This is a genomic window from Bradyrhizobium yuanmingense (genome assembly GCF_025200905.1).
In the GTDB taxonomy this organism is placed as follows: domain Bacteria; phylum Pseudomonadota; class Alphaproteobacteria; order Rhizobiales; family Xanthobacteraceae; genus Bradyrhizobium; species Bradyrhizobium yuanmingense.
In genome coordinates this window covers 1,785,232-1,811,275 of the sequence record NZ_CP104173.1, presented here as the reverse complement: position 1 = coordinate 1,811,275, position 26,044 = coordinate 1,785,232, and the positions used below count along the sequence as shown (strand labels likewise).

Genomic DNA, 26,044 nt, shown 5'->3' with positions numbered 1-26,044 from the left:
GGCGTCGCGAAGTCTGCCGCTCTTATCGCACGGAAGCCGTTGCCGGCGGACAAGCATTAATCTCGCGATGACCGGGAGATGTTCCCGACAGAGCCGGGAACGCGCGCCTCAGTCCGTCTCGATCGGCAGCGCCGGATCCCTCGCCCATTCGCCCATCGAAGCGTCGTAGAGCGTCAGCTTGTCGTAGCCGAGCTGCGTCAGCAGCAGGAGGTCGATCGTCGCCGAGATGCCGCCGCCGCAATAAAGAATCACATTCTTGTCGCGCGTGACGCCCTGGGCGGCGAACTTCGCTTGCGCATCCGCAAGATCCGCCAGCGTCTTGTCGGCATTCACGAGTGTGGCTGCGGGAACGTTGACGCTGCCGGGAACGCGGCCCGGCCGGCCATAGCGGCTCGGCTCGAGGCCGCGGTGAAACTGCGGCCCGAGCGCGTTGACGATGATGGTCGCGGGATCGCCGATCCGCGCCAGCACGGCTTCCTTGTCGACGAAGCAGCCTGGGCGCGGCGCCGCCTTGAAGGCCGTCACCGGATAGCCTTTCGGTGCGCCCGTCTCGGTCGGCCGTCCCTCCTGCTGCCATTTGTCGAAGCCGCCGTCGAGCACGTGGGCATCGACGCCGAGCGCGCGCAACATCCACCAGAACCGCGTCGCCCACATTATCGTCCCTATGCTGTAGAGCACGATGGTCTTGCCAGCATCGAGGCCGTGGCGGCCGAAGGCGGCCTCCAGCTGGGCGACATCGGGCATCATGAAGAAGTGTTGCGACGAGGCGTCGGAGAACTCGCCTTGCAGGTCGAGGAAATCGGCGCCGGGGATGTGGCCGGCGGCGAACGTCTTGTCGCCGGGCACGGCGCGATAAGGCACGGCGCTGCCTTCCGGCGCGGGCTCAAGATAGGTCGTGCAGTCGTAGAGGCGAAGGTTGGGATCGCCGAGCATGGCGGCGAGCTGCTCGGTGGCGATGAGGGCGGCGGGTTGGGACATCAGGCTGCACTCCCGTTCGAGAGAAAGTGTAGACCGCCCCTCCCGTCATTGCGAGAGCAGCGAAGCAATCCAGAGTCTTTCCGCGGCGACAGACTGAATTGCTTCGCTGCGCTCGCAATGACGAATGGGGAAGCCCCGTGCGTCCCCCACATCACCCTACTGCTTCAGCGTCTCCAGGAACCGCACCGGCTCGCCCTGCGCGGCCGTCACCAGCTCGCCCTGCCACATCACGCGACGGCCGCGGATAAAGGTGCCGACCGGCCAGCCGGTGACGCGAACGCCGTCATAGGGCGTCCAGCCGGCCTTGGACGCCACCCATTTGTTGGTGATGGTCTCGCTGCGCTTGAGATCGACGATGGTGAAGTCGGCATCGTAGCCGGCGGCGATGCGGCCCTTGCAGGCCATGTTGTAGAGGCGCGCAGGGCCGGCGCTGGTGAGGTCGACGAAGCGCGCCAGCGAAAGCCGACCCGCATTAACGTGATCGAGCATAACAGGCACCAGCGTCTGCACGCCGGTCATGCCGGAAGGCGAAGCGGGATAGGTCTTCTGCTTCTCCTCCAGCGTATGCGGGGCGTGGTCGGAGCCGAGCACGTCGATGATGCCCTGTTCGATGCCGCGCCAAATGCCGGCACGATGATCGGCGCCGCGCACCGGCGGGTTCATCTGCGCCAGCGTGCCGAGCCGCTCGTAGCATTCCGGCGCGACCAGGGTGAGATGGTGCGGCGTCGCCTCGCAGGAGGCGACATCCTTGTGGTCGCGCAGGAACTCGATCTCCTCCTTGGTCGAGATGTGCAGCACGTGAATACGCTTGCCGGTCTCGTGCGCGAGCTTGACGAGGCGCTGCGTCGCCATCAGCGCCGCGGTCTCGTCGCGCCAGACCGGATGCGAGCGCGCATCGCCCTCGATGCGCAGCGATTTGCGCTCGTTGAGGCGGTATTCGTCCTCGGCGTGGAAGGCGGCGCGGCGGCGGATCACCTGGAAAATGCGGCGCAGGCTCTCGTCGTCCTCCACCAAAAGCGCGCCGGTGGACGAGCCGATAAACACCTTGACGCCGGCGCAGCCGGGTGCGCGCTCCAGCACAGGCAGGTCCTGCACGTTCTCGCGGGTGCCGCCGATGAAGAAGGCGAAATCGCAATGCATGCGGTGATGGGCGCGCTTCACCTTGTCGGTGAATTCGGCCTCCGTCACGGTCAGCGGCGAGGTGTTCGGCATCTCGAACACGGCGGTGACGCCGCCCATCACGGCGCTGCGCGAGCCGGTCTCGAGGTCTTCCTTGTGCGTCAGCCCGGGCTCGCGGAAATGCACCTGCGTGTCCATCACGCCGGGCAGGATGTGCAGGCCCTTGCAGTCGATCACCTCGGCGGCCGAGCCTTGCGACAGCGGACCGAGCTCGGCGATGCGGCCGCCCGTGATGCCGATATCCCGCACGCCCTCGCCGTCCTGGTTGAAGACGGTGCCACCCTTCAGGATCACATCGAAACGCTGGGTCATTGGGCCTCTCTCATCCTCAGGGCGCAGGGCTCGAGGTCTTGTCGTTTATGCGTTGCGGGCTTACGTTCCGGAGCAACATGTCGCAAGAGATTTTCGCATGAAATCGGCGTTTCTTCCCGACCGGGGCGTGATCAAAGTCGCGGGTGAGGATGCGCGCAACTTCCTCAATGGCCTCGTCACCACCGACCTGGACAGGCTGAAACCTGGTCTGGGGCGATTCGGCGCATTGCTGACGCCGCAGGGCAAGATCATCGTGGATTTCCTGATCACGGAAGCGTCCGCGGGCCACGGCGGCGGGTTCCTGATCGACTGCCCCAAGGCGCTGGCGGACACCCTCGCCACCAAGCTGAAATTCTACAAGCTGCGCGCCAAGGTCACCGTGGACAAGCTCGACCTCGGCGTGCTCGCGGCCTGGGACGGCGAGCCGACGGCGCAGCCCGACCTTGCCTTTGCCGATCCGCGGGCTGAGGGGCTCGGCTACCGCATCCTGGTCCAGGAAGATCTCAAGCAGAAACTGTCCGATCTCATCGGCGCCGAGCTGGTCGATGCAGCCGAGTACGAGGCGCACCGCATTGCGCTCGGCGTGCCGCGCGGCGGGCTCGATTTCATGTACAGCGATGCGTTCCCGCATGAGACCAACATGGATCGCCTCGCCGGCGTCGATTTCGACAAGGGCTGCTATGTCGGCCAGGAGGTCGTCTCGCGCATGCAGCATCGCGGCACCGCGCGCACGCGCAGCGTGAAGGTGCTGCTCGAGGACGCCTCGCCCGAGCCGGGCACGACCATTCTTGCCGGCGACAAGCCGGTCGGCACCATCGGCTCGACGGCTGGCGGCAAGGGAATCGCGCTGGTGCGCATCGACCGTGTCGCAGACGCGCTCGATGCGGGCCAGCCGCTCACCGCTGGGGGGCTGGCTTTGACACTCGCTGAACCAGACGTCGTTCGCATTCCAGCCAAGCAGCCGACCGCATGAGCCGCGCTGCCCGCTTGCATCCCGATGGTCTGACCCGCTGCCCCTGGCCGGGCGAAGATCCGCTTTATGTCGCCTATCACGACACCGAATGGGGCGTGCCGGAATACGACGACCGCGCGCTGTACGAGAAGCTGATGCTGGACGGCTTCCAGGCCGGCCTGTCCTGGATCACGATCCTGCGCAAGCGCGACAATTTCCGCAAAGCCTTCGACGATTTCCAGCCGGAGAAGATCGCGCGTTACACGCCCAAGAAGGTTCACGCGCTGATGAACGATGCGGGTATCGTGCGCAACAAGGCCAAGATCGAAGGCGCGATCCTGAGCGCAAAGTCCTATCTCGACATCATGGAGAAGGGCCCGGGCTTCTCGAAGCTGCTGTGGGACTTCATGGACGGACGGCCCAAGGTCAACCAGTTCAAGACCACGGCAAGCGTGCCGGCCTCGACGCCGCTGTCGGTACAGATCTCCAAGGAGCTGTCCTCGCGCGGCTTCAAATTCGTCGGCCCGACGATCGTCTACGCCTTCATGCAGGCGACCGGCATGGTCAACGACCACCTGGTCGACTGCCACTGTCATGCGACTTGCAGCAAGACCCAGCGCAAGCTGCGCCTCAAGGCCAAATGACGGCGAAGAAGGCAGCGCGCAACGAAGAGGTCCGCGCCTGGCAGCGCATGCTGTCGGGCCGGCGGCTCGACCTGCTCGATCCTTCCCCGCTCGACATCGAAATCGGCGACATCGCGCACGGGCTGGCGCGGGTGGCGCGCTGGAACGGGCAGACCCTCGGCGCGCACATCTTTTCGGTCGCACAGCATACGCTGCTGGTAGAGACCGTGCTGCGCCATGAGATACCCCGCGTCGACCAGCGCGTCCGGCTCGCGGCCCTGCTGCATGATGCGCCGGAATATGTGATCGGCGACATGATCTCGCCGTTCAAGGCGGTGCTCGACGGTCACTACAAGGCCGTCGAGAAGCGGCTGCTCGGCGCCATCCATATCCGCTTCGGTTTGCCGCCGGTATTGCCTGATGACATCACGCAGGCCATCAAGGCCGCCGATCGCGGCGCGGCCTATCTCGAGGCAACCGAGCTCGCCGGCTTCAGCGCGAGCGAAGCGCGGCGCCTGTTCGGCAAGGATCCGGGTCTCTCCGACAGCGTCCGACGCGACTATCTGACGCCTTGGACCGCGGCGCGGGCCGAGAAGCAGTTTCTGGAGCGGTTTGGCGCCGTGTTTGCGTAGCATTATTCCTTCGTAGGGTGGGCAAAGCGAAGCGTGCCCACCGAACCAAGCGACATGCGCGCAATTGCGAAATGGTGGGCACGGCGCGATGCGCCTTTGCCCACCCTACGAGCGCTCGCTATAATCGGGCGCAAAAAGGTTCGCCATGATCCACGTCTGTTCCCTCGCCGCGCTTCCCGAAACCGTCCGCCTCACCAAGGCCAGCCACGTGCTGACCGTGATGGCCAATGTCGAGCAGGTCGCGCGTCCCGTGTCGGTGCTCCCGGCCAACCATCTCAAGGTGTCGATGGACGACATCACCGAGGAAATGGACGGCTTCGTCGCGCCGTCGGAGACGCATATCGAGCAGGTGCTCAACTTCGTGCGCGGCTGGGACCGCAGCGCCCCGCTGGTGGTGCATTGCTATGCCGGGATCAGCCGCTCCACCGCCAGCGCGTTCGCGGCCGTTTGCGCGCTTAATCCGAATCGCGACGAGATCGAGATCGCCAGGAAGATTCGCGCGGCCTCGCCGATCGCCTCGCCGAACCGTCGCATCGTCAGCCTCGCCGATCATGCGCTCGGACGCAACGGCCGCATGCTGCGCGCGCTCGACGAGATGGGCCCCGGCGCGATGATGGTGGAAGGCCGCCCCTTCGCGATCGAGCTCGAATGAGGCGGGAGTCGAATAGCAGCTGCGACGGGACTGCACCCCCTCTCCCGCTTGCGGGAGAGGGTTTCTCCGCATTGGGACAACCCCCTAGAGGAGAAAGCCCTCACCCGGCGCTACGCGCCGACCTCTCCCGCAAGCGGGCGAGGTTACAGCGAGCCCGCGGCGAGATCTGTTCAACCAACGAAGATATTCTTTCCGCAACACCTGCGATCGTCATCACATGAGCGACACGCAGCTGACGCCAATCGAAATCGGCCTCACCGCCGCTATCGTCGCGATCGAGAACCACGAGCCGTTGATCCTCACTGCGCATAGCAGCGACGGGCTTGCCGGCCTGCCGTTCGGCCCGTTCGACGCGGTGAGCCATCGCACGTTCGAGATCGGCCTGCGCGCTTGGGTCGAGCAACAGGCGGGGCTGCGGCTCGGCTATGTCGAGCAGCTTTACACGTTCGGCGATCGCGGCCGTCATGCCGAGGCCGGCGACACCGGCGCCCACATCGTTTCGATCGGCTATCTCGCGCTGACGCGCCCGGCGGGCGGCGAGCTCGCGACAAACGCGGCGAGCTTCGCGCCCTGGTATCGCTTCTTCCCCTGGGAAGACTGGCGCGACCAGCCGCCGGCGATCATCGCCCGCGACATCATCCCTGCACTGACCGAATGGGCCGAGGAGGAGACGGCGGAGACGATTCGCGCACTGCCGCGGAAGGATCGCGTGCGGTTCTATTTCGGTCTCGACGGCGCACCCTGGGACGAGGAGCGCGTGCTCGACCGCTACGAGCTGCTCTACGAGGCCGGGCTGATCGAGGAGGCCCGCCGCGATGGCCGTCCTGCGGCATTGGCGCGCAAGACGCTTCCCCCGCTCGGGACCTCGATGCGGTTCGACCACCGCCGGATTCTCGCCACGGCAATCGCGCGGCTGCGCGCAAAGCTGAAGTATCGTCCTGTAGTCTTTGAACTTTTGCCGACCGAATTCACACTCACTGAACTGCAGCACACGGTGGAAGCGATCTCCGGCCGGCACCTGCACAAGCAGAATTTCCGCCGCCTGGTCGAGATGGAAGCCCTGGTCGAACCGACCGGGGTGATGTCGACACAGACGGGCGGACGGCCGGCAGCGCTCTACCGCTTCCGCCGCGAGGTGCTCCAGGAGCGGCCCGCGCCGGGCTTGCGCGTTCGCTCCCGGCGCTAGAGCATGATCCGGAAAAGTGCGTTGCGGTTTTCCAGTAAGATCATGCTCAAGAAATTAAGATCCTGATATCAGTGGTATCGGCCCCTGCCCGCCGATTGCCTGGAGGCTTCATGTTCGACGGCCCGTTTGACGTCTTTGCGCTGATCATTGCGATCATCGCCTTCCTGATCGCGATCAAGGCGTCCAGCCAGGCGACCGAGTTGCGCCGCCGGATCAGTTCGCTCGAAGATATGCTTTACGCGCAGCGGACGGTGCAGCCGCCCCCGCTGATGCCGGCGCAGGCCGAAGCCCCCGCGACGACTGCAGCCGCAGAGCCGCCGCCGCTGGCCCCGGAAGCCGAAACGACGCCGCCTCCGCTCGTCACCGAAGAGATTTCGCCGCCCCCGCTCGAGCCGAGCACGGGCGCCGCTGCGCCCCCTCCGGTGCCGGAGGCAGCACCCGGCTTCGAGGAGCGGCTCGGCACCCGCTGGGTGGTGTGGATCGGCGGGCTTGCGCTCGCGCTCGGCGGCTTCTTCATGGTGCGCTATTCGATCGAGGCCGGTCTGCTCGGCCCCGGCGTGCGCGTGTTCCTCGGCGGCCTGTTCGCCGCTGCGCTGCTTGGCGCCGGCGAATGGACGCGGCGCAAGGAGAGCATCTCAAGCATCGCGGCGCTGCCTATCGCCAACATTCCCGCGATCCTCACCGCGGCCGGCACGGCGGTGGCGTTCGCGACCATCTACGCGGCGTACGCACTCTACGACTTCCTCGTGCCTGCGACGGCCTTCGTGCTGCTCGGCATCGTTGCGATGGGCACGCTGGCCGCAGCGCTCCTGCACGGCCCTGCGCTCGCCGGGCTCGGCGTCGTCGGCGCCTTCGTGACGCCGATCCTCGTCTCCTCCGGCAAGCCGGATTATTGGGCGCTCTACATCTATCTTGCGGTCGTGACGGCCGCGAGTTTCGGGCTCGCCCGCATCAGGCTATGGCGCTGGCTTGCGGTCACGACCATTGCCTTCGCGGTGCTCTGGATCTTCCCGGGTCTCGATACCGAACAGGTGCAGGTCGCGCCGCACGCCTTCCATGCCATCGCCGGCTTCGTGCTCGCCGCACTGCTCGTCGTCTGCGGCTTCATGTTCGGGCCCAGCATGGAGGACGGCGAGATCGAGCCGGTCTCATCGGGCGCGCTTGGCGCCTATTTGTTCGGCGCGATGCTGGTCGTGCTGTCGAGCGCGCATGCGGATCTCGCGCTGATCGCCTTCACGCTCCTCGTCGGCGGCACGCTGTTCGTTGCCTGGCGCGCACCGGCGGCGACCGGCGCGCTAGGCGCGGCCGCGGCGGCCGTGTTCATCGTGTTCGCCGAATGGGCGGTGCGCGCCAACCCCGATATGCTGGTGCTGCCGGGCGGCCCGATGCCCGGCGTCGGCCCGGTCGCGATTGATAGCGCGGTGACGCTGCATCTGGTGACGGCCGCGATCTTCGCCGCCGGTTTCGGCGTCACGGGCTTTTTCGCGCAAGGCCGCTCGAACTCGGTGATCATTCCCGTGGTGTGGTCGGCGGCGGGCGTCGCGACGCCGATCGCCATCCTGGTTGCGCTCTATGCGCGCATTGCCCATCTCGACCGCTCGATCCCGTTTGCGATCCTCGCCGTGCTGCTCGCTGCGGCCTTTGGCGCCGCGACCGAAGCGCTGATGCGCCGCGAAGAACGGCCCGGCGTTGCAACCTCGGTCGCGCTGTTCGCGACCGGTACGCTCGGCGCGCTGGCGCTGGCGCTGACCTTCGCCCTGGAGAAGGGCTGGCTCACCATTGCGCTCGCGCTGATGTCACTCGGCACCGCCTGGATCTCGTTGCAGCGGCCGATTCCGGTGCTGCGCCGGCTGGCTGCCGTCTTCGCTGCGATCGTCACCGCGCGCATCGTCTATGATCCGAGCATCGTCGGCGATGCCGTCGGCACCACGCCGATCTTCAACTGGCTGTTGTGGGGCTATGGCCTGCCGGCCGCCTCGTTCTGGGGCGCGAGCATCTTCCTGCGCCGCCGCGCCGACGATCCGCCGCTGCGCGTGGTCGAGACGGCGGCGATCCTGTTCACCGCGCTGCTCGCCTTCATGGAGATCCGGCACTTTGCGACCGGCGGCCGCATGACCTCACCGCCCTCGCTGCTCGAGTTCGCGCTGCAAGTCTGTGTCATGCTAGCCATGGCAATCGGCCTGGAGCGCCTGCGGCTGCGCAGCCACAGCATCGTGCACAATGTCGGCGCGGTCGTGCTGACGGCGATCGCCGGCCTCATCAGCGTGTTTGGCCTCCTGATCCTGGAGAACCCGATGCTGCTCTCCAGCGTCAATGTCGGCAGCCTCGTGTTCAATCTGCTGCTGCTCGGCTATGCGTTGCCGGCCGTGCTGATGCTGCTGCTCTCCTACGCAGTGGCGGGACACCGCAGTGTCGCATATGCAAACACGATTGCGGGTGGCGCCCTGGTGTTCGCGCTCACCTATGTGACGCTGGAGATCCGCCGCTTCTATCACGGCCCGGTCCTGCTCTACGGTGGCACCACGAGCGCCGAGCAATATACCTATTCGATCGGCTGGCTCGCTTTTGGCGTGGCGCTGCTCGGCGTCGGCATCCTGGTCAATTCGGAGCGTGCGCGGCTGGCGTCCGCTGCCGTCATCGCGCTGACGATCTTCAAGGCCTTCGCCGTCGACGTGTGGACGCTGACCGGCGTCTATCGGGCGCTCTCGTTCATGTGCCTCGGCGTCGTGCTGGTCGCGATCGGCTGGCTCTACCAGCGTATCCTGTTCCGGCGGCAGATCGCACCGCCGCCGGCTGCGCCGCAGACGGGCAGCTAGACTGGATCGTCGGGCGGGCACTCCACCTCTCCCCAGCGGGGAGAGGTCAACAACGATCGAGCGGGTGCCTCTACGCCGCGCGGACCGATTCCAGGAACTGCGCGACCTCGACCTTCAGGCGGGTGCTGTCGGTCGCCAGCGACTTCGCCGCCGACAGCACTTCACTCGAGGCCGAGCCGGTCTCGATCGCACCGCGCTGCACGTTGGTGATGTTGGACGACACTTCCTGCGTGCCGAGCGAGGCCTGCTGAACGTTGCGCGAAATCTCCTGCGTGGCCGCGCCCTGCTCCTCGACGGCGGCGGCGATCGCGGCCGACACCTCGGACAGCCGCTCGATGGTGCCGCCGATCTCCTGGATGGCGTTGACGGATTCTTGCGTCGCCGCCTGGATGCCCGAGACCTGCGCCCCGATTTCGCCGGTCGCTTTCGCGGTCTGCTCGGCCAGTGCCTTGACCTCGGAGGCGACGACGGCAAAGCCGCGGCCGGCTTCGCCCGCGCGCGCCGCCTCGATGGTCGCGTTCAGCGCGAGCAGATTGGTCTGGCCCGCGATGGTGTTGATGAGCTCGACGACGTCGCCGATGCGGGCGGCCGCCTGCGACAGCGCGTTGACGCGCTCGTTGGTCCGCGCCGCCTGCTCGACCGCTTCCGCTGCCATCCGCGCCGAATCCTGCACGCGGCGGCTGATCTCGGTGATAGAGGACGACAGCTCCTCGGAGGCCGAGGCCACCGCCTGGACGTTGGTGGAAGCTTCTTCCGACGCCGCCGCAACGACGGTTGCGAGCTCCTGGCCGCGCTGCGCGGTGCCGCTCAGCGTCGCCGCGGAGGCCTCGAGCTCGGTCGAGGCCGACGACACGGTCTCGACGACCTCCCCAATCATGACCTCGAAATTGCGGGTGATGGCATCGACACGTCGGCCGCGTTCGATCTTGGCCTCGGCGTCGCGCGCCGCCGCAGCGTCGGCCGCCTTCTTGGCGATCAGCGCCTGCTTGAAGATCTGGAGCGCATCCGCCATCGAGCCGATCTCGGTCTTCTCGCCGCGATGCGGCACCTCCACCGCAAGGTCGCCCTCGCCGAGCGACTGCATCGGGCGGATGATCGAAGCGATGCCACGCGAGACGTCGCGCACGAGATAGTAGGCGGCGCCGATCGCGATCACAACGGAGGCCACGATGATCCCGACCAGCACACGGAAGATCGTAGCGTAGCTGTCGGCGGCCTGCTTCGTCTCCAGCTCGGCGCCCTGATTGTTCATTTCGATGCCCTTCTGGAGCAGCGGATCGGCGGCCTGAGCCATCTTCGCGACCTTGGTCTGCAACATCTCGTTGGCATCGGTCGGGAACCGGCCGACACTCTTGCGCGACAGCGCCATTACATCCTGCACGCCGTTCAGGTACTCGGCCCAGGCCTTGGTCCATTGCTCGTAGAGCGAGCGCTCCTCTGCGCGCGTGATCAGCGGCTCGTAGATCTTGCGGGTCTTCTCGATCCGTTCGCGCAAACCTGCCAGGCGCTTCTCGGCAGCCTCCTTGCCTTCGGCAGTATCCTGCATCAGGTGCAGACGCAGCGCGACGCGGAGCTCGTTGATGTCAGCACGCATCGAGCCGAGCGCACGCACGCTCGGCAACCAGCCCTGCGCGATCTCGACCGTATGGGCGTTGATGTTCTGCATCGTGCCGATCGCCATCACGCCGACGCCGGCGAGCGAGAGCACGAGGACCGACAGCACGGTCAGCAGCTTGAAGACGATCGACAATTTCGACATCACGACAATCCCGATGATTACCCGGCAACGCGCACATCATCTGCGCCGCAGACGTCACGACGGACGACCCGGGCGAAGGTCAGTTCAACAAATGCTGGCTGGTTCTTTTCCCGAAGGATTGCGCGCATAATCGCAAACAGGCGTTAACAGGAGGCTACGTAAAAATACGGCTCGTGCGCAGCGATCGTGGTTCGCTGCAACTCTCTGTTGCAGCCGCACCGGCATCTCCCGTTACGATGCGGACGCAAAGGCACGTGTCAGGCCGCGCGGACGGTATCGAGGAACTTTCCGACTTCGAGCTTCAGCCGGTTGCTGTCGCCGGACAGCGATTGCGCGGCGCCCAACACCTGCGAGGATGCCGAACCGGTCTCACTCGCGCCGCGCTGCACGTCGGTGATGTTGGATGACACCTGATGGGTGCCCGTCGCCGCCTGCTGCACGTTGCGGGAGATCTCCTGCGTTGCGGCCCCCTGCTCTTCCACCGCGGCTGCGATGGTCGAGGAGATCTCCGACAGCTTCTCGATGGTGTGGCTGATGTCCTTGATCGCGCCGACCGAATGCTCGGTGGCGGTCTGGATGCCGGCGATCTGCTGGCCGATCTCGCCGGTCGCCTTCGCCGTCTGCTCGGCAAGCGCCTTGACCTCCGAAGCGACGACGGCAAAGCCGCGGCCTGCCTCGCCGGCGCGCGCGGCCTCGATGGTTGCATTGAGCGCCAGGAGATTGGTCTGGCCGGCGATGGTGTTGATCAGTTCGACCACGTCGCCGATCCGCGCCGCAGCAGCGGAGAGCTCCCCGACGCGATCGGTCGTGGTGCGAGCCTGGTTCACCGCATCGCCGGCGACGCGGGCGGATTCCTGCACCTGCCGGCTGATCTCGGTGATCGACGACGACAGCTCTTCGGTCGCCGACGCGACCGACTGCACGTTGGTGGACGCTTCCTCGGAAGCGGCAGCAACCATGGTCGTGAGCTCCTGGCCGCGCGCCGCGGTCGCGGTCAGCGTCGAGGCGGAAGCTTCCAGCTCGGTCGCGGCCGAGGACACGGTATCGACGATCTCACCGATCGCGGCTTCGAAGCTGTCAGCCAGCTTGTGCATCTCGGCCTTGCGCTGCGCGGACGCAATCTGGTCCTGCCTGATCTTGGCTTCGGCGTCCTCGCGCGCCTTCTGCTCCGACACGACCTTGAACTTTTCAACGGCCGCCGCGACGCCGCCGACCTCGTCCTTGCGGCCGAGACCGGGCAGAACCACGGAGAAATCGCCGCCGGCGAGCTTGTCCATGGCGACCGTGAGCGCACGGATCGGCCGCGCGATGGTCAGGAACGACATCAGCCAGGAGCCGACGAGGACGAGCATGGCGAGTGCGCCGACCAGGATCGCAAGCTGCTCGCTCGATCTCATTTGGGCCGCGGCCGCGGAATTCTTCTCCTCGGATTTGTGCCTTGCGTAGTCGGCGATCTGGCCGATCAGCACGTCGAGCTCGCCGGCAATCGGCAGGGTCACCTCGCGTGCGATGCGAACGACGTCTTCATTGAGCTTCGCAGCGCGGGCCGCTCCGTCTGCACCGCTGGCGGCCAGGGCTTCGCCGCGCACGCCGGCGATCTGCTGCGCGGCCTTTTCGTAATTCGCAGCCAGCGATCTCAGTTTCTCCATCCGAGCGCGGTTCTCCGCCTCGTGAGAAAGCTTCAGCATTTCATCGACCAGCGCATTCGTCGATTTTTGCCGGTCGCCCAGATTCTGGACGGCCTTCTGAATGTCAGCCGGGCTATTGGCAAGACGAAGGTCTCGTACCGCAAGCTGCATGCCGCGAACCGCAGCCTCGGCCTTGACTGCGTCGCGCGCGATCTGCTGCTGCGCAAGCGCGCTCTGGCTGCTCTCGCGAATGCCCGCATTGCCGAGCATCTGGCTTGCAATCATGGCCCCAACCAGGAGCACACCGAGCGCCGACGCAATCGCCAGCTTGGTCCCGATCCTCAGATTCTGAACTAGGCTCAACATGGGCATGCTTCCCCCGAAGGAACGCGCAGCCGAGTCATTGTCGGCTTCCCCTGACTGCGCCATTGCCCAAAAAATGAGCTTCTCACATTCCGATTTGGTTAACGAAATCCCTCGCAGAAATACTGACTTTGCACGCTAAATGATTGAGCGCGAAAGGAAACGATCCCGTCATAGTTGTAAATTGCAGCTTCAAGTCGGAGCTAGGACGCTTTACATCCGATGGCCTCGCCGACGAGGCTGATTCGAAAGACCGGCTGCTTGTCCTCATCGAGCAGCTCCATGCACCACTCGGCGTTCGGCTTCAGGCCGCGCGCGATGCCGCTGAGCAGATTGGCGCACACCTCGGTCATCTCGGTCCAGGCGGCTGCGCGATCCTCGAACTCGTACGGCAGGTCGGCGGCGCCGGAATAACGGCCGGTGCTGATGCGGAAGAAATAGAGCGACATGGTTGAACCCTTGCGTGGGACCGCCCCCCGGCGCGCGCAAACTGCGGCCCGAACAGCTACCAAGGCATGAAAGCCGCCGTCCGTATGACTACGGCGCAGGCGGCTTGATGTTCGATGATGCCTTCGACGATCAATGGCGCGGGTTGTCTCGCGCAGGCGAGCTCACTGCGTGGAGCGGCGCAGCTCCAGCGGTCCCTCGTTCTTCGCCGGCTCGGACTTCACCGGCTCGAGCCGGCTGCCCTCGACACGCGGTGTCTCGACGCGCGCGGCTACCTCGGTGGTCGAGGCGGCAACCGTGCCGGTGTGCTCCGGCTTGTGCAGCGAGCGCGGCCGCGCCGCAGCGCGCGCCATCAGCATTTGGTTGCCGCCCTGGTGACGGAAGTCGCAATAGGCGAAGCCCATGCCCGACACCGAGCCGCGGAAGCTGCGATCGTCGGTCTTTTCGAGGTTGAAACAGGGCTCGAACGGAATGCCCTTGATCGAGGCGCAAACGTTCTGGCCGCGGATCTGGAGCGTATTGCCGGGAAGTCGGAGGTGCTTGACCGGGCCCGAGCCCGAGAATTGCACCGCACCGGCGGCGCCGAGATCGTCGAGGATGCGGCCTGCCCCGCGGGTGCCGTCGAAACAGGTGAAGGCGAACACCTTGCCGGCCACGAAGCGGCGCGCCTCGTCGGCGTTCATGCTTCCAGCGATGGCCGGCGCAAACGTCGCTGCCGCCGTGACAGCCCCCAACACAATACGCGCAAGCATGCTCAACTCCGAACCAACCCCCGCAGCGGGCGATGCCTTTATCTCTTTACCCGCTGCTTACCATACGAACCATGGCGAGATTGAAGCAGCTTGGTTGGTAAAGTCTGAACGCCGTCAGACAATTTTTACCACGACGCGGCCGCGAACCTGGCCGGCGAGGATTTTCGCGCCCCAGCCCTGAACCTCGTCGAGCGAAATTTCCTCAGTAATTTCAGAGAGTTTTGTTCTGTCCAGGTCGGAGGCCAAGCGCTGCCAGGCGGCCTTCCGGGGCTCGATTGGGCACATCACCGAATCGATGCCGAGAAGGCACACTCCGCGCAAAATAAACGGCGCCACCGAGGACGGCAGGTCCATGCCGGCGGCCAGGCCGCAGGCCGCGATCGCGCCGCCATATTTCGTCATCGAGAGCAGGTTGGCGAGGGTGGTCGAGCCGACGCTGTCGACGCCGCCGGCCCAGCGCTCCTTGGCGAGGGGCTTTGCCGGCGCCGACAATTCGTTGCGGTCGATGATCTCGGCAGCCCCCAGCTGCTTCAGGTAGTCGGCCTCGGAGGCCCGGCCGGTCGAAGCGATGACGTGGTAGCCGAGCTTCGAGAGCACGGCGATCGCGACCGAGCCGACGCCGCCGGCAGCGCCCGTCACCACGACCGGGCCGCTCTTCGGCGAGATGCCGTGCTTCTCCAGCGCCAGCACCGAGAGCATCGCGGTGAAGCCGGCGGTGCCGATCGCCATGGCGTCGCGCGCCGATAGCCCTTGCGGAAGAGCGACCAGCCAGTCGCCCTTCACCCGCGCCTTCTCGGCATAGGCGCCGAGATGGGTCTCGCCCATGCCCCAGCCGGTGCAGACGACCTTGTCGCCCGCCTTCCACTGCGGATGCGAGGAGGCTTCAACCGTGCCGGCGAAATCAATACCGGCGATCATGGGGAAGCGGCGCACCACCGGCGCCTTGCCGGTGAGCGCAAGGCCGTCCTTGTAGTTCAGCGTCGACCATTCGACACGGACGGTGACGTCGCCCTCCATCAGCTCGGTTTCGTCGAACTGCGCGAGCTGCGCGGTGGTGCCCTTGTCCGCCTTGTCGATCCTGACAGCCTTGAATGTGGCCACGACTGAACTCCCTGACTTTGTTTGTCGGGGATGTTTAGCCGATCAGGCGGGCTGCGCAACCGCCCGCTGAACGGGTTTTTCCACGATCGGAAGATTGATCAGCGCCGAGAGCACGCCGAACAGGATCGAGAGCCACCAGATCGGCGTGTAGGACCCGAACTTCTCGAACACGATGCCGCCGAGCCAGACGCCCAGGAAGCCACCTACCTGATGGCTGACGAAGGCAAAGCCGTAGAGCGTCGCGAGCCAGCGCGTTCCGAACATCAGCGCCACCAGCGCCGAGGTCGGCGGCACCGTCGACAGCCAGGTCAGGCCGGAGATTGCACCGAACGCGATCGCCGAGAACGGCGTGATCGGGAACGAGATGAAAGCGAGGATCGCCAGCGCGCGCGTGAAGTAGATGGCCGAGAGGATGTAGCGCTTGGGAAGGTAGTTCTGGAGATACCCCACGCTGAGCGATCCGATGATGTTGAACAGGCCGATCGCCGCGATCACCCAGCCGCCGGTTTGTGCGGTGATACCGCGATCGACCAGGAACGCCGGCAGATGCACGGTGATGAAGGCCAGCTGAAAGCCGCAGGTGAAGAAGCCCAGCACCAGGAGCACGTAGGAGCGATGACCGAAAGCTTCGGCAAGCGCCTTAGTGATGGTCTGGTCATCCGCGGGCGTTGCGCTGTTCACGCTTGTCACCGGCGGCGTCGAGAGCGCCAGCGAGAGCGGGATGATCAGCAGCATCAGGAAGCCGAACACGGAGAGCGCCTGCTGCCAGCCGAAATTGTCGATCAAGGCAACGCCGATCGGTGCGAACAGGAACTGCCCGAACGAACCCGCGGCCGTGCCGGCGCCGAGCGCGATGCCGCGCTTCTCCGCGGGCAAGAGCTTGGTGAAGGCCGACAGAACCAGATTGAACGAACAGCCGGCGAGGCCAAAGCCGATCATCACCCCGGCGCCGATGTTGAGCGACAGCGGCGTCGAGGAATAGCGCATCAACAGCAGCCCGCCGGCATAGAGCAGCGCGCCGACGCACATCACCCGGAACAGGCCGAAGCGATCCGCGACCGCACCGGCGAACGGCTGGCCCAGTCCCCACAACAGATTCTGCACGGCGATGGCGAGGCCGAACACGTCACGGCCCCAGCTGAATTCGTGACTCATCGGCTGCACGAAGAAGCCGAGCGCCGAGCGCGGACCGAAACCGAGCATGCCGATGGCACAACCACAGAGGATGATGACGGCCGGGGTACGCCAGTTGGAGGAACGCGAGGCCGGAGCGAGCTCGCCGATCTGTGTCGACATGGTTGTCCTCGTCTTGTCCTTGGCGGAGCCGCAAATCAGCAGCCGCGGGACAGCCCGTTTAATGCATATGCATGAAAATCCCAAGGCAAAAACGATTGCATTCCACGAAGAGCTGACGCGGGAGCATTGCGTTTCAATCCGACCTCGCCTGACAGGTGCGCGGTGACGGGAATGTGTGGGGCAGGCCCTAGCGATACTCGCGCGTGCGTGCTATGCCTGATTTACTCATATTGAGTATATATGGCTTCTGTCCGGCCTGCTCGGCCGGTTTTCTCGGGCCCACTATATTCTCAAACTGAGCATAATGCCACGCATAATGGCCACACTTGGGAGGCTTCAATGCCGATCACTGCAATTTACGGTCCCGACGACTTTGCCAACCGGCCGCAAGGCCAACCCACCGTCTCCCCGCGCCCCGTCCCGGTGCCTCCGGGACCGACATGGCCGATGCCGTCCCTGGAATGGTCGCCGGCGGTCGAACGCGCCACCGCGCCGCTCTATGACCGCGTCAAGCACGTGATCCCGCCGATCGAATGGCCGCTGATGGCCCCGACGATTCACGCAATCAACGAGCTCAAGCGCGCGCGGGGCGCAGTCATCCTCGCCCACAACTATCAGGCTCCGGAGATCTTTCACTGCGTCGCCGATATCGGCGGCGACTCGCTCCAGCTCGCGGTCGAAGCCACCAAGGTGAAGGCCGGCATCATCGTCCAATGCGGCGTGCACTTCATGGCGGAGACCTCGAAGCTGCTCAATCCGGACAAGACCGTCTTGATCCCGGATTCGCGCGCGGGCTGCTCGCTCGCCGCCAGCATCACCGGTGCGGACGTGCGGCTGCTGCGGGAGAAGTTCCCCGGCGTGCCTGTTGTCGCCTATGTCAACACCTCGGCGGAGGTGAAGGCCGAGGTCGACATCTGCTGCACGTCCTCGAACGCGGTGCAGGTGGTCGAGAGCCTGAACGCCCCGACCGTGATCTTCCTGCCCGACCGATACCTCGCCACTTACGTGGCGTCGAAGACCGACGTGAAGATCATCGCCTGGAAAGGCGCCTGCGAGGTGCACGAGCGCTTCACGGGCGAAGAGCTGCGGAGCTTTCGCGAGGCCGATCCGTCGGTGCAGATCATCGCGCATCCGGAATGCCCGCCGGACGTGCTGGCGGAAGCCGACTTCACCGGTTCGACCGCGCACATGATCAACTGGGTGCGGGCAAAGCGGCCGCGGCGGCTCGTCATGATCACGGAATGCTCGATGGCCGATAATGTCCGGGCCGAGCTGCCCGACGTGGAGATGCTTCGCCCCTGCAATCTCTGCTCGCACATGAAGCGCATCACGCTCGCCAACATCCTGGAAAGCCTGCTGACGCTTCGCGAGGAGGTGACGATCGACCCCGAGCTCGCGGAACGCGCGCGGCACTCGGTCGAGCGCATGATCAATCTGAGAAATTGAGGGCGAGTAACATGCAACACGGCATCCACGACCGCGCCCGCACCGACGACGTCGTCATCGTCGGCGGCGGCCTTGCCGGACTGTTCTGCGCGCTGAAGCTCGCGCCGCGGCCGGTGACATTGATCTCGGCGGCCCCGCTCGGGCACGGTGCATCCTCGGCATGGGCGCAAGGCGGCATCGCGGCGGCCGTCGCCGAAGGCGATACGCCGGAGGCACACGCTGCCGACACCGTCGCGGTCGGCGGCGGCCTCGTCGACGAAGCCGTTGCGCTCGGCATTGCGCGGGAGGCTGCGCCGCGCATCCACGATCTTCTCGCCTATGGCGTGCCGTTCGACCGCGATCTCGACGGCAGGCTTGCGGTCGGACGCGAAGCTGCGCATTCCGCGAGTCGCATCGTGCATGTGCGCGGCGATGGCGCCGGCGCCGCGATCATCGCGGCCTTGAGCGAGGCCGCGCGCCGCACGCCCTCGATTTGCCTGATGGAAGGCTTCGTCGCCGAAGCACTGCTGACCGAGGACGGCGCGGTCACTGGGCTTCAATTGCGCGAGGCCGGCAATCCTGCGGCACGGCCGCTCGTGCTCGCCTCACGCGCGGTCGTGCTTGCGACAGGTGGGCTCGGCCATCTCTACGCCGTCACCACCAACCCGTCGGAAGCGAGCGGCTCGGGCCTTGCGATCGCCGCCCGCGCCGGCGCCGTGATTGCCGATCCTGAATTCGTGCAGTTCCACCCAACCGCCATCATGGTCGGCCGCGACCCGGCACCGCTCGCCACCGAAGCGCTGCGCGGCGAAGGGGCAACGCTGATCAATGGCAACGGCGAGCGCTTCATGAGCGCCCGCCACCCGCTCGCGGAGCTCGCGCCCCGCGATATCGTGGCCCGCGGCGTGTTCGCCGAGATCGCGGCCGGGCGCGGCGCCTTCCTCGATGCGCGACAGGCGCTGGGCGCGCGTTTCGCGACGAGTTTTCCGACCGTGCATGCGAGCTGCATCGCCGCCGGCATCGATCCCGCGACGCAACCGATTCCGATCGCGCCAGCCGCGCATTACCACATGGGCGGCATCGCGGTGGACGCGCGCGGTCGCAGCTCGATCGAGGGCCTCTGGGCCGCCGGCGAAGTCTCCTCCACGGGCGCGCATGGCGCCAACCGGCTTGCCTCGAATTCGCTGCTCGAAGCCGTCGTCTATGCCGCCCGCATTGCCGATGACATCGCCGGCCGCACTGTGCCCCCGCCGGCACGCCTTCCCGAGTCTTTGGTGACACCACGCGCCGGCACGCCGGATGCTGCGGAGGTGAAGCGGCTGCGCGCAATGATGAGCGCGCATGTCGGCGTGATCCGCGACGGTGATGGGCTTGCGCAAGCCGTGCGCCATTTCGCCAGACTCGAGCGCGAGGCCGGACACGGCGTCCTCGGCAACATGGCGATCTCCGCTCTGCTCGTCGCCGTTGCGGCCTGGACGCGGCACGAAAGCCGCGGTGCGCATTACCGTTCCGATCACTCGGCCGAGAACCCAGCGCTGGCGCAGAGAACGATGACCACGCTCGCCGCGGCGCGCGAGGTCGCGGAGAGCCTCGACGAGCGCCCGCGGCCACGCCTTGTGCAATCCATGATCGCCTGAAGGAGGCCCCATGATCACCCCGACCTCACTGCTCTATCCCGATGCCTTCCTTTCGCCGCTGGCCATCGAGACCGCCGTTGAGCGCGCGCTCGACGAGGATCTCGGCCGCGCCGGCGACATCACCTCGCTGGCGACGATCCCGGAGGCGACGCGCGCGCAAGCCATCCTGGTCGCGCGCCAGTCCGGCGTGATCGCCGGATTGCCGCTGGCGCTCGCGACCTTGCAGAAGCTTTCGCCCGAGATCGAGGTGCGCGCACATGTCCGCGATGCCGCGCGGGTTGCGCGCGGCCAGCACGTGCTGACGATCTCGGGCCCGGCGCGCGCCATTCTCACGGCGGAGCGCACCGCGCTGAACTTCGTCGGCCGGCTGTCGGGCATCGCCACGCTCACCGCGGACTATGTCGCCCGCACCGAAGGCACCAGGATGCGCATCTGCTGCACGCGCAAGACCACGCCGGGATTGCGGGCGCTGGAGAAATACGCGGTGCGCTGCGGCGGCGGCTTCAACCACCGCTTCGGGCTCGACGATGCGATCCTGATCAAGGACAACCACATTGCGGTGGCCGGCGGCATCCGCCCGGTGCTGGAGCGCGCCCGCGCCCATGCCGGCCATCTCGTCAAGATCGAGATCGAGGTCGACACGCTGGCGCAGCTGCGCGAGGTGCTCGAGAGCGGGATGGCCGATGCGGTGCTGCTCGATAATATGGACCTTGCGGCGCTGCGCGAGGCGGTGAGGCTCAACGCGGGCCGCCTCGCGCTGGAGGCGTCCGGCGGCGTCACGCTGGATTCGATCGCCGCCATCGCGGCCACCGGCGTCGACTATGCGTCGGCCGGCGCCCTGACGCATTCTGCGCCGAATTTCGATTGTGCGCTGGACATCGAGGCGTGATGGCACTTCTCGCGTCATGGCCGGGCTTGTCCCGGCCATCAACGTCATGCGTTACGAAGAACGTGGATGCCCGGGACAAGCCCACGGCTGTCCGGTTTAAATTTGGCATAGTCTTAGGCTCATCTGGCGGTCATTTTTGATAATCGGGGGCGGTAGGTCGAGAAGGTGATCGATCCGGCGCCGCTGCATGAGATTTTGAGCGACCAGACGGGTGAAGATCAGAAGGTTCTCGACGCTTTGTTGCGCTTTGTGGGCCGAACGCAAGAGCAGGAAGGCGATCAGCGCGATGGCGATCTGGATGCGCACGGCATTCTCGGACGTGCCGAAGAAGTGACGGATTTTGAGAGTGTGCTTGACCCAGCGGAAGAACAGCTCGATCTGCCAGCGCCTCTTGTAGAGTTCAGCAATTTCGTCGGCCGGGGCATCGAGATCATTGGTCACGATGCGCAGGATCTTGCCAGTCTCGGTGCGAACCGTGATCTCGCGCACCGGATCCCTGAAGGGGTTTTTGCGGGACTTTGCCTGCCGTGCAGGCAACAGACCTATGCGGTCGGAGAGCGCGCAGGAGCCTTCAGGCAGCTTGTTCTCAACTATGTCGCTCAGGGGCGTGTTGACCTTGAGCCGGGTCACCAGGCGGCATCCCGCAGCGTCGAGCTCAGCCCACCAGCCATAGTCGTAGTAGCCGAGGTCGAAGATATAGGTGGCCCCGGGGCGGATCGGCATAGCCTTGGCGACGGTGATGTCGTTGACATTGGCGGGCGTCAGCTCGGCGAAGCTCGGACGCTCACTGTCCGGATTGTAGACGATATGCAGCTTGACCCCATGCACGCCGGAGCAAAACCGCGCCCAATCGGAACTCAGAGAGTTCAGCCGAAAGCCGGTCGAATCGACCAGATACACCGCTTCGGCCACTTTATCGGCAAGATCACGTTCGCAGCGGCCCATCAGCGCCGCCAACAGTTCGGCAAACACCGCGCTGGACCGCTTGGCGTTGGCGTCAGCCAAAGTCGATCGCGACAGCTCTTTGGTTCCGAGATGGTAAAGCCGTGCGGCATGGCTCTCGAAGGATGCTTCGATCGATCGTAGGCTTTGGGCGTCCGAAAGCTGCGCGTACAGCATCGCAACAAACTGATCCTGTGTGCTGAGCCGCCGCACCCGCTTATTGGCCTGGTACCTGTCCACAAGCCGATCCAGAACACCCCACGGCACCAAGTTCAGAATGCCGTGAAATACTGTATTGTGGTGGCGCATGGCGGGACTCTCCTGGCGTGTCTCGAACATTTGGCGATGCTCAAGACCGTAGAAGAATCCACGCCATGCGCCCTGTCCATGAAAATTAAACCGGACAGCCGTGGGACAAGCCCGGGCATGACGATCAACTTGTAGGCGCTACCGCCGCTCGCCCAACTCCGCGGAGCTCTTGGCTTCCTGCGCGAGCGCGGCGGAGAGCGCGGCGGTTTGCGCCGGCGTGCCCCAGCTCGGCAACTCGCTGCCGTCGCCCCAGTTGCGCGGCCGATAGAAGGTGTGCACGCCGGTCTTGTACAGCTTCTTCATCTCGGCGACCCAGGACGGGCGCACCCAGTAGGCGTGATAGTGCGTGGACTTGCCGACCTCGGGCAGCCAGATCTGTCCGTCGAGCATCGCCTTGGAGATCTTCTTGGCGCGCTCCCACATTTCGGGCTCGCGGATCACGTCGGCATTGTTGTCGCAGGCGAAGGTGAACTGGCAGGCCAGGTGACGGTGCTTGTTCTGGTAGACCGCGCCGCACACGGTGTCGGGATATTTGCCGGAGAAGACGCGGTTCATCACCACTTGCGCCACCGCAATCTGGCCGCGCACGGCTTCGCCGCGGGCCTCGAAATAGACGGCTTCGGCAAGACACTTTTCGGACTTGGCGCGCGACTTGTCGTCGAGCGCGAGTCGCTCCGCCGGCGACTTGCCGCGCTGGTTGTCGGCGTTGACCTCGCCCTTCGGCGCGACGCTCTCGCCGCTCTCGATGTCCTTGGCGATCTCCGCCGTCGGCGGGGTCAGCGAGGCCGTCACCTTCATGTCGGGGTCGGGCATCACGATCAGCGGCTCGGCGCCGGGCTGCCAGCTCTCGATGGTCTCGAGATTGCCGCCCAGCGAGGAGCTGCCGAAGAACAGGCTCGATGTCTTGACGCTGAAAGGATCGCGCGCGGGAACAGCCGGCGCCGTGGCGCGCTTCAGCGCTTCTAGCGGCTGCACCGCGAACGCGCGCGCAGCCTCGCTCGCCTGCGGCGGATTGGAATATTGCGGCAGCGGCGGCGCGCGCATCGCCTCCTGCAGCTCGGGATCGAGCGGGGCCGCGGATTCCGGCGACATCGCCGGCGGCAATGCGGCGGTCTTGGCGCCGAACACCGAGCTGTTCGAGGTCGCGGGATCTTCCTTGGCCGGTGCTGCAGCCGGCGCGGCCGTCTCAGGCGACTGCGTCGGCGTGACGATTGCGAGGCGATCGCCCTTCAGGGCGCGATCGACCTTGGGAAAGTCGGATGCGTGGTAGCGCGGCGGTGCCTGAAGCGCCGGATTGCGGCGGATTGCGCCGGTGACGTCGCCGCCGTCGAGGCTCGCGAGCCGAACCATCGCGCTCTGCGGAACCGAGGTGCCGATGGGGCGGGAAAAACTGTAGGTGGCAAGCTGGATCGAGGACGCAGCGGAGAACACCTGCTTCTGCCACCGCTCGGCGACGCCGGGTTGGCGCGCCAGCAACGAGGCAATGTCCTGATAGCCGGTCTCTCTCGGCATCAATGCGAAGATGCAGAGACCGATGCCGAAGGACGCGAACCGCGCGCCCTTCGGATGGTTACGCAACACAGACATCGATACGCTCACGCTACGCTTACGCTGGTTCGATCGAACTCAGTACATCCGTGCAATTCGATCTTTATTGTGAGTATCCAATTTAGGTTGCCGGGGCGTTAATCGGCGTTGCGCAGGCGGCACACTCAAGCGAATGCAGGTGTTTTCACGGGGCGACGTCGCGCATTGGTAAATGCGGCCTCACGTGAAGCGGTAAACATCGGGTCAACGCGAATGGTGAAGGAACTCTTGCGCCCCCGCGTACCATCACGGGAAGCTGTTGGGGGAGCGCCTGTGCGATGACGACGGTTGCGAGGGGCCAACGCGCCCCTCACTCGGCGATCAGCTTCAACCACTCGTCTTCGGTCAGCACCTTGACGCCGTGCTTGTTGGCGTCCGCGAGCTTCGAGCCGGCGCCGGGGCCCGCGACGACGAGATCGGTCTTTTTCGAAACCGAGCCCGACACCTTGGCCCCGAGCCGCTCGGCCGTCGCCTTGGCTTCATCCCGTGTCATCTTCTCCAGCGAGCCCGTGAACACCACGGTCTTGCCGGCGACGGCCGAATTGCTGTTCGGCTTCTCGGCGTCGACGATCTCGACCTCCTTGGTCAGGCGTTCGACAATGCCGCGATTGTGACTCTCGCCGAAATAATCGGCGATGCTCTTGATCACGGTGTCGCCGATCTGGTCGAGCGCGTCCATGTCCGCGATCGCCTCCTCGTCGCCCTTGGCAACCTTGAGGCAGGCATCATGGAAGGCGTCCCACGAGCCGTAGCCGCGCGCCAGCGCCAGCGCCGTGGTCTCGCCGACATGGCGCATGCCGAGCGCGAAGATGAAGCGCTCCAGCGCGATCCTGCGCCGGCTCTCGATGGCGCCGAACAGGTTGCGCACGGAGGTCGCGCCGTAGCCTTCGATCTCCTCGAGCTTGAGTTTTGCGTTGCGCTTCTCCAGCGTAAAGATGTCGGCGGGCTCCTTCACCCAGCCCTCGTCGAAGAAGTACTGGAGCTGCTTCTCGCCGAGGCCGTCGATGTCGAAGGCCCGCCGCGACACGAACAGCTTCAGATGCTCGATCTTCTGGTAGGGACAGGCGAACTCGCCGGTGCAGCGGGCGCGCGAGCCCTCCTCGCCCGTCGCCGTCTCCTCGCGCACGACGTCGGTGTGCAGCGGACACGGGCACTTCTTCGGGAAGTGGAATTCCCTGGCGGTCTTCGGCCGCTTGTCGAGGACGACGTCGACCACCTGCGGGATGACGTCGCCGGCGCGCTGGATCACCACGGTGTCGCCGATCCTGATGTCGCGCCCCTCGCGCAGCACCTCGCCCTTGTTGCCGATGCCCTTGATGTAATCCTCGTTGTGCAGCGTGACGTTCTGCACGATCACGCCGCCGACGCCGACCGGCTCGAGCTTGCCGACCGGCGTGAACGAGCCGGTGCGGCCGACCTGGATCTCGATGTCCCGCAGCACCGTCATGGCGCGCTCGGCCGGGAATTTGTGCGCGATGCCCCAGCGCGGCGTGCGCGAGACGAAGCCGAGCCGCTCCTGCCAGTCGATGCGGTCGATCTTGTAGACGACGCCGTCGATGTCGTAGTCGAGCCGCGCGCGCTGCTCCTCGATCGCATGATGAAAGGCGAGCAGTTCCTCGACCGAGTGACAGAGCTTGGTGAGCGGATTGGTCTTGAAGCCGCAGCGCTCGAACCAGCCGATCATGCCGCTCTGCGTGTCTTCCGGCATCGCGCTCATCTGACCCCAGGCATAGGCGAAGAAGCCGAGGGGACGGGAGGCGGTGATGGTCGGGTCCTTCTGGCGGAGCGAGCCGGCGGCCGAATTGCGCGGATTGGCGAAGATGGTATCGCCTGCCGCCTTCTGCCGTTCGTTGAGCGCCAGGAACGCCTTCTTGGTCATGTAAACTTCGCCGCGCACCTCGCAGATGTCGGGGATGTTGCGGCCCTTTAGCTTCTGCGGCACGTCTTCGAGCGTACGGATGTTGGCGGTGACGTCCTCGCCAACCGCACCGTCGCCGCGCGTCGCGGCGGTGAGGAGCTCGCCACCCTCGTAGCGCAGCGACATCGAAAGGCCGTCGATCTTCGGCTCGGCGGAGAAGTCGATCTTGTCGTCGTCGAGCTTCAGGAAGCGCACGATGCGGCCGACGAAGTCGCGCACGTCCTCCTCCGCAAAGGCGTTGTCGAGCGACAGCATGGGCACGGCATGCGGGACTTTCTTGAAGCGCCCTGACGGCGCGGCGCCGACCTTCTGCGAGGGCGAGTCCGCGGTGACGAACTCGGGAAAACGCGCCTCGATCGCGTTGAGGCGCTGGCGCAGCGCGTCATATTCGGCGTCGGTGACGGTGGGCGCGTCCTCCTGATAGTAGCGCTCGTTGTGCCCCTCGATCTCGAGGGCGAGCCGCTTATGCTCGACCTTGGCCTGCGCCTTGGTGAGCTCGGCGACGTCGCGTAGCGGTGTTGCTTTGGATTTTGCTGCTCTGGCCATGGCGCTTGGATACGACGGAGCGGGCGGGAGGGTAAAGGCTTGTGGAAATCTCGTGCCCCGGGCGCAGCGCAGCGCTCCTTCAGCGGTGCGCTGCAGAGCCGGGGCCCATGTCGCG

The 26,044-nt window shown here is 65.7% G+C and carries 20 protein-coding genes; 9 read left to right on the top strand and 11 right to left on the bottom strand.

Features of this window, described 5'->3' with window-relative positions; genetic code table 11:
* Nucleotides 1-108: 108 nt before the first annotated feature.
* A complete protein-coding gene (locus N2605_RS08450; RefSeq protein ID WP_260346283.1) occupies nucleotides 109-978 on the bottom strand; it encodes a sulfurtransferase in 870 nt (289 codons plus the stop codon).
* A 156-nt stretch (nucleotides 979-1,134) separates the two neighbouring features.
* The gene (locus N2605_RS08445; protein ID WP_225139069.1) at nucleotides 1,135-2,469 is read right to left on the bottom strand and encodes a dihydroorotase; all 1,335 of its coding nucleotides are present in this window, start codon (nucleotides 2,467-2,469) and stop codon (nucleotides 1,135-1,137) included.
* Nucleotides 2,470-2,566: 97 nt separating this feature from the next.
* Here N2605_RS08445 and ygfZ point away from each other — a divergent pair, with 97 nt between their 5' ends.
* From ygfZ to N2605_RS08415, 6 genes are all read left to right on the top strand, one after another.
* Nucleotides 2,567-3,442, top strand: a complete 876-nt coding sequence (gene ygfZ, locus N2605_RS08440; RefSeq protein WP_225142366.1) for a CAF17-like 4Fe-4S cluster assembly/insertion protein YgfZ — start codon at nucleotides 2,567-2,569, stop codon at nucleotides 3,440-3,442.
* Nucleotides 3,439-4,065 (top strand): DNA-3-methyladenine glycosylase I, encoded by a 627-nt coding sequence (locus N2605_RS08435; RefSeq protein ID WP_036003631.1) that lies wholly within the window; start codon nucleotides 3,439-3,441, stop codon nucleotides 4,063-4,065. The genes ygfZ and N2605_RS08435 overlap by 4 nt, the downstream gene beginning before the upstream one ends.
* Entirely contained in the window at nucleotides 4,062-4,676 is a 615-nt protein-coding gene (locus N2605_RS08430) for a YfbR-like 5'-deoxynucleotidase (protein WP_036028303.1), read from the top strand. Before N2605_RS08435 ends, N2605_RS08430 begins: the two co-directional genes overlap by 4 nt.
* Nucleotides 4,677-4,821: 145 nt before the next feature.
* Nucleotides 4,822-5,328 carry a tyrosine phosphatase family protein gene (locus N2605_RS08425; RefSeq protein ID WP_036038271.1) on the top strand — a complete coding sequence of 169 codons (507 nt, stop codon included), beginning with the start codon at nucleotides 4,822-4,824 and terminating at the stop codon, nucleotides 5,326-5,328.
* Nucleotides 5,329-5,545: 217 nt separating this feature from the next.
* Nucleotides 5,546-6,514 (top strand): NUDIX hydrolase, encoded by a 969-nt coding sequence (locus N2605_RS08420; RefSeq protein WP_225112591.1) that lies wholly within the window; start codon nucleotides 5,546-5,548, stop codon nucleotides 6,512-6,514.
* 110 nt (nucleotides 6,515-6,624) lie between these two features.
* Nucleotides 6,625-9,330 carry a DUF2339 domain-containing protein gene (locus tag N2605_RS08415; protein ID WP_225112590.1) on the top strand — a complete coding sequence of 902 codons (2,706 nt, stop codon included), beginning with the start codon at nucleotides 6,625-6,627 and terminating at the stop codon, nucleotides 9,328-9,330.
* A 70-nt stretch (nucleotides 9,331-9,400) separates the two neighbouring features.
* On the opposite strand, the gene N2605_RS08410 is transcribed toward N2605_RS08415, so the two are convergent.
* The 6 genes from N2605_RS08410 to N2605_RS08385 form a co-directional block, all read right to left on the bottom strand.
* Entirely contained in the window at nucleotides 9,401-11,089 is a 1,689-nt protein-coding gene (locus tag N2605_RS08410) for a methyl-accepting chemotaxis protein (RefSeq protein ID WP_260346281.1), read from the bottom strand.
* A 257-nt stretch (nucleotides 11,090-11,346) separates the two neighbouring features.
* Nucleotides 11,347-13,083, bottom strand: a complete 1,737-nt coding sequence (locus tag N2605_RS08405; RefSeq protein ID WP_260346280.1) for a methyl-accepting chemotaxis protein — start codon at nucleotides 13,081-13,083, stop codon at nucleotides 11,347-11,349.
* A gap of 200 nt (nucleotides 13,084-13,283) precedes the next feature.
* A complete protein-coding gene (locus N2605_RS08400) occupies nucleotides 13,284-13,529 on the bottom strand; it encodes a DUF6894 family protein (RefSeq protein WP_036003604.1) in 246 nt (81 codons plus the stop codon).
* A 162-nt stretch (nucleotides 13,530-13,691) separates the two neighbouring features.
* Nucleotides 13,692-14,279, bottom strand: coding sequence for a hypothetical protein (locus tag N2605_RS08395; protein WP_036028315.1), 588 nt, complete (start codon nucleotides 14,277-14,279; stop codon nucleotides 13,692-13,694).
* A gap of 114 nt (nucleotides 14,280-14,393) precedes the next feature.
* Nucleotides 14,394-15,380, bottom strand: coding sequence for an acrylyl-CoA reductase (NADPH) (acuI, locus tag N2605_RS08390; protein WP_128263697.1), 987 nt, complete (start codon nucleotides 15,378-15,380; stop codon nucleotides 14,394-14,396).
* A gap of 42 nt (nucleotides 15,381-15,422) precedes the next feature.
* On the bottom strand, nucleotides 15,423-16,676 hold the full coding sequence (locus tag N2605_RS08385) for an MFS transporter (RefSeq protein WP_036028320.1): 1,254 nt from the start codon (nucleotides 16,674-16,676) through the stop codon (nucleotides 15,423-15,425).
* A 339-nt stretch (nucleotides 16,677-17,015) separates the two neighbouring features.
* Between N2605_RS08385 and nadA the strand changes: the two genes are divergently transcribed.
* From nadA to nadC, 3 genes are read left to right on the top strand one after another with little or no spacing between them, the layout of a single operon-like run.
* The gene (nadA, locus tag N2605_RS08380; protein WP_260346279.1) at nucleotides 17,016-18,122 is read left to right on the top strand and encodes a quinolinate synthase NadA; all 1,107 of its coding nucleotides are present in this window, start codon (nucleotides 17,016-17,018) and stop codon (nucleotides 18,120-18,122) included.
* An 11-nt stretch (nucleotides 18,123-18,133) separates the two neighbouring features.
* On the top strand, nucleotides 18,134-19,738 hold the full coding sequence (locus tag N2605_RS08375; protein ID WP_260346278.1) for an L-aspartate oxidase: 1,605 nt from the start codon (nucleotides 18,134-18,136) through the stop codon (nucleotides 19,736-19,738).
* Between the two features lie 10 nt (nucleotides 19,739-19,748).
* Entirely contained in the window at nucleotides 19,749-20,627 is an 879-nt protein-coding gene (nadC, locus tag N2605_RS08370; protein ID WP_260346277.1) for a carboxylating nicotinate-nucleotide diphosphorylase, read from the top strand.
* 96 nt (nucleotides 20,628-20,723) lie between these two features.
* On the opposite strand, the gene N2605_RS08365 is transcribed toward nadC, so the two are convergent.
* The 3 genes from N2605_RS08365 to ligA form a co-directional block, all read right to left on the bottom strand.
* Nucleotides 20,724-21,878 (bottom strand): IS4 family transposase, encoded by a 1,155-nt coding sequence (locus N2605_RS08365; RefSeq protein ID WP_036046927.1) that lies wholly within the window; start codon nucleotides 21,876-21,878, stop codon nucleotides 20,724-20,726.
* A 138-nt stretch (nucleotides 21,879-22,016) separates the two neighbouring features.
* On the bottom strand, nucleotides 22,017-23,465 hold the full coding sequence (locus N2605_RS08360) for a cell wall hydrolase (RefSeq protein ID WP_260346276.1): 1,449 nt from the start codon (nucleotides 23,463-23,465) through the stop codon (nucleotides 22,017-22,019).
* Between the two features lie 310 nt (nucleotides 23,466-23,775).
* Entirely contained in the window at nucleotides 23,776-25,929 is a 2,154-nt protein-coding gene (ligA, locus tag N2605_RS08355) for an NAD-dependent DNA ligase LigA (RefSeq protein ID WP_260346275.1), read from the bottom strand.
* Nucleotides 25,930-26,044 lie beyond the last annotated feature (115 nt).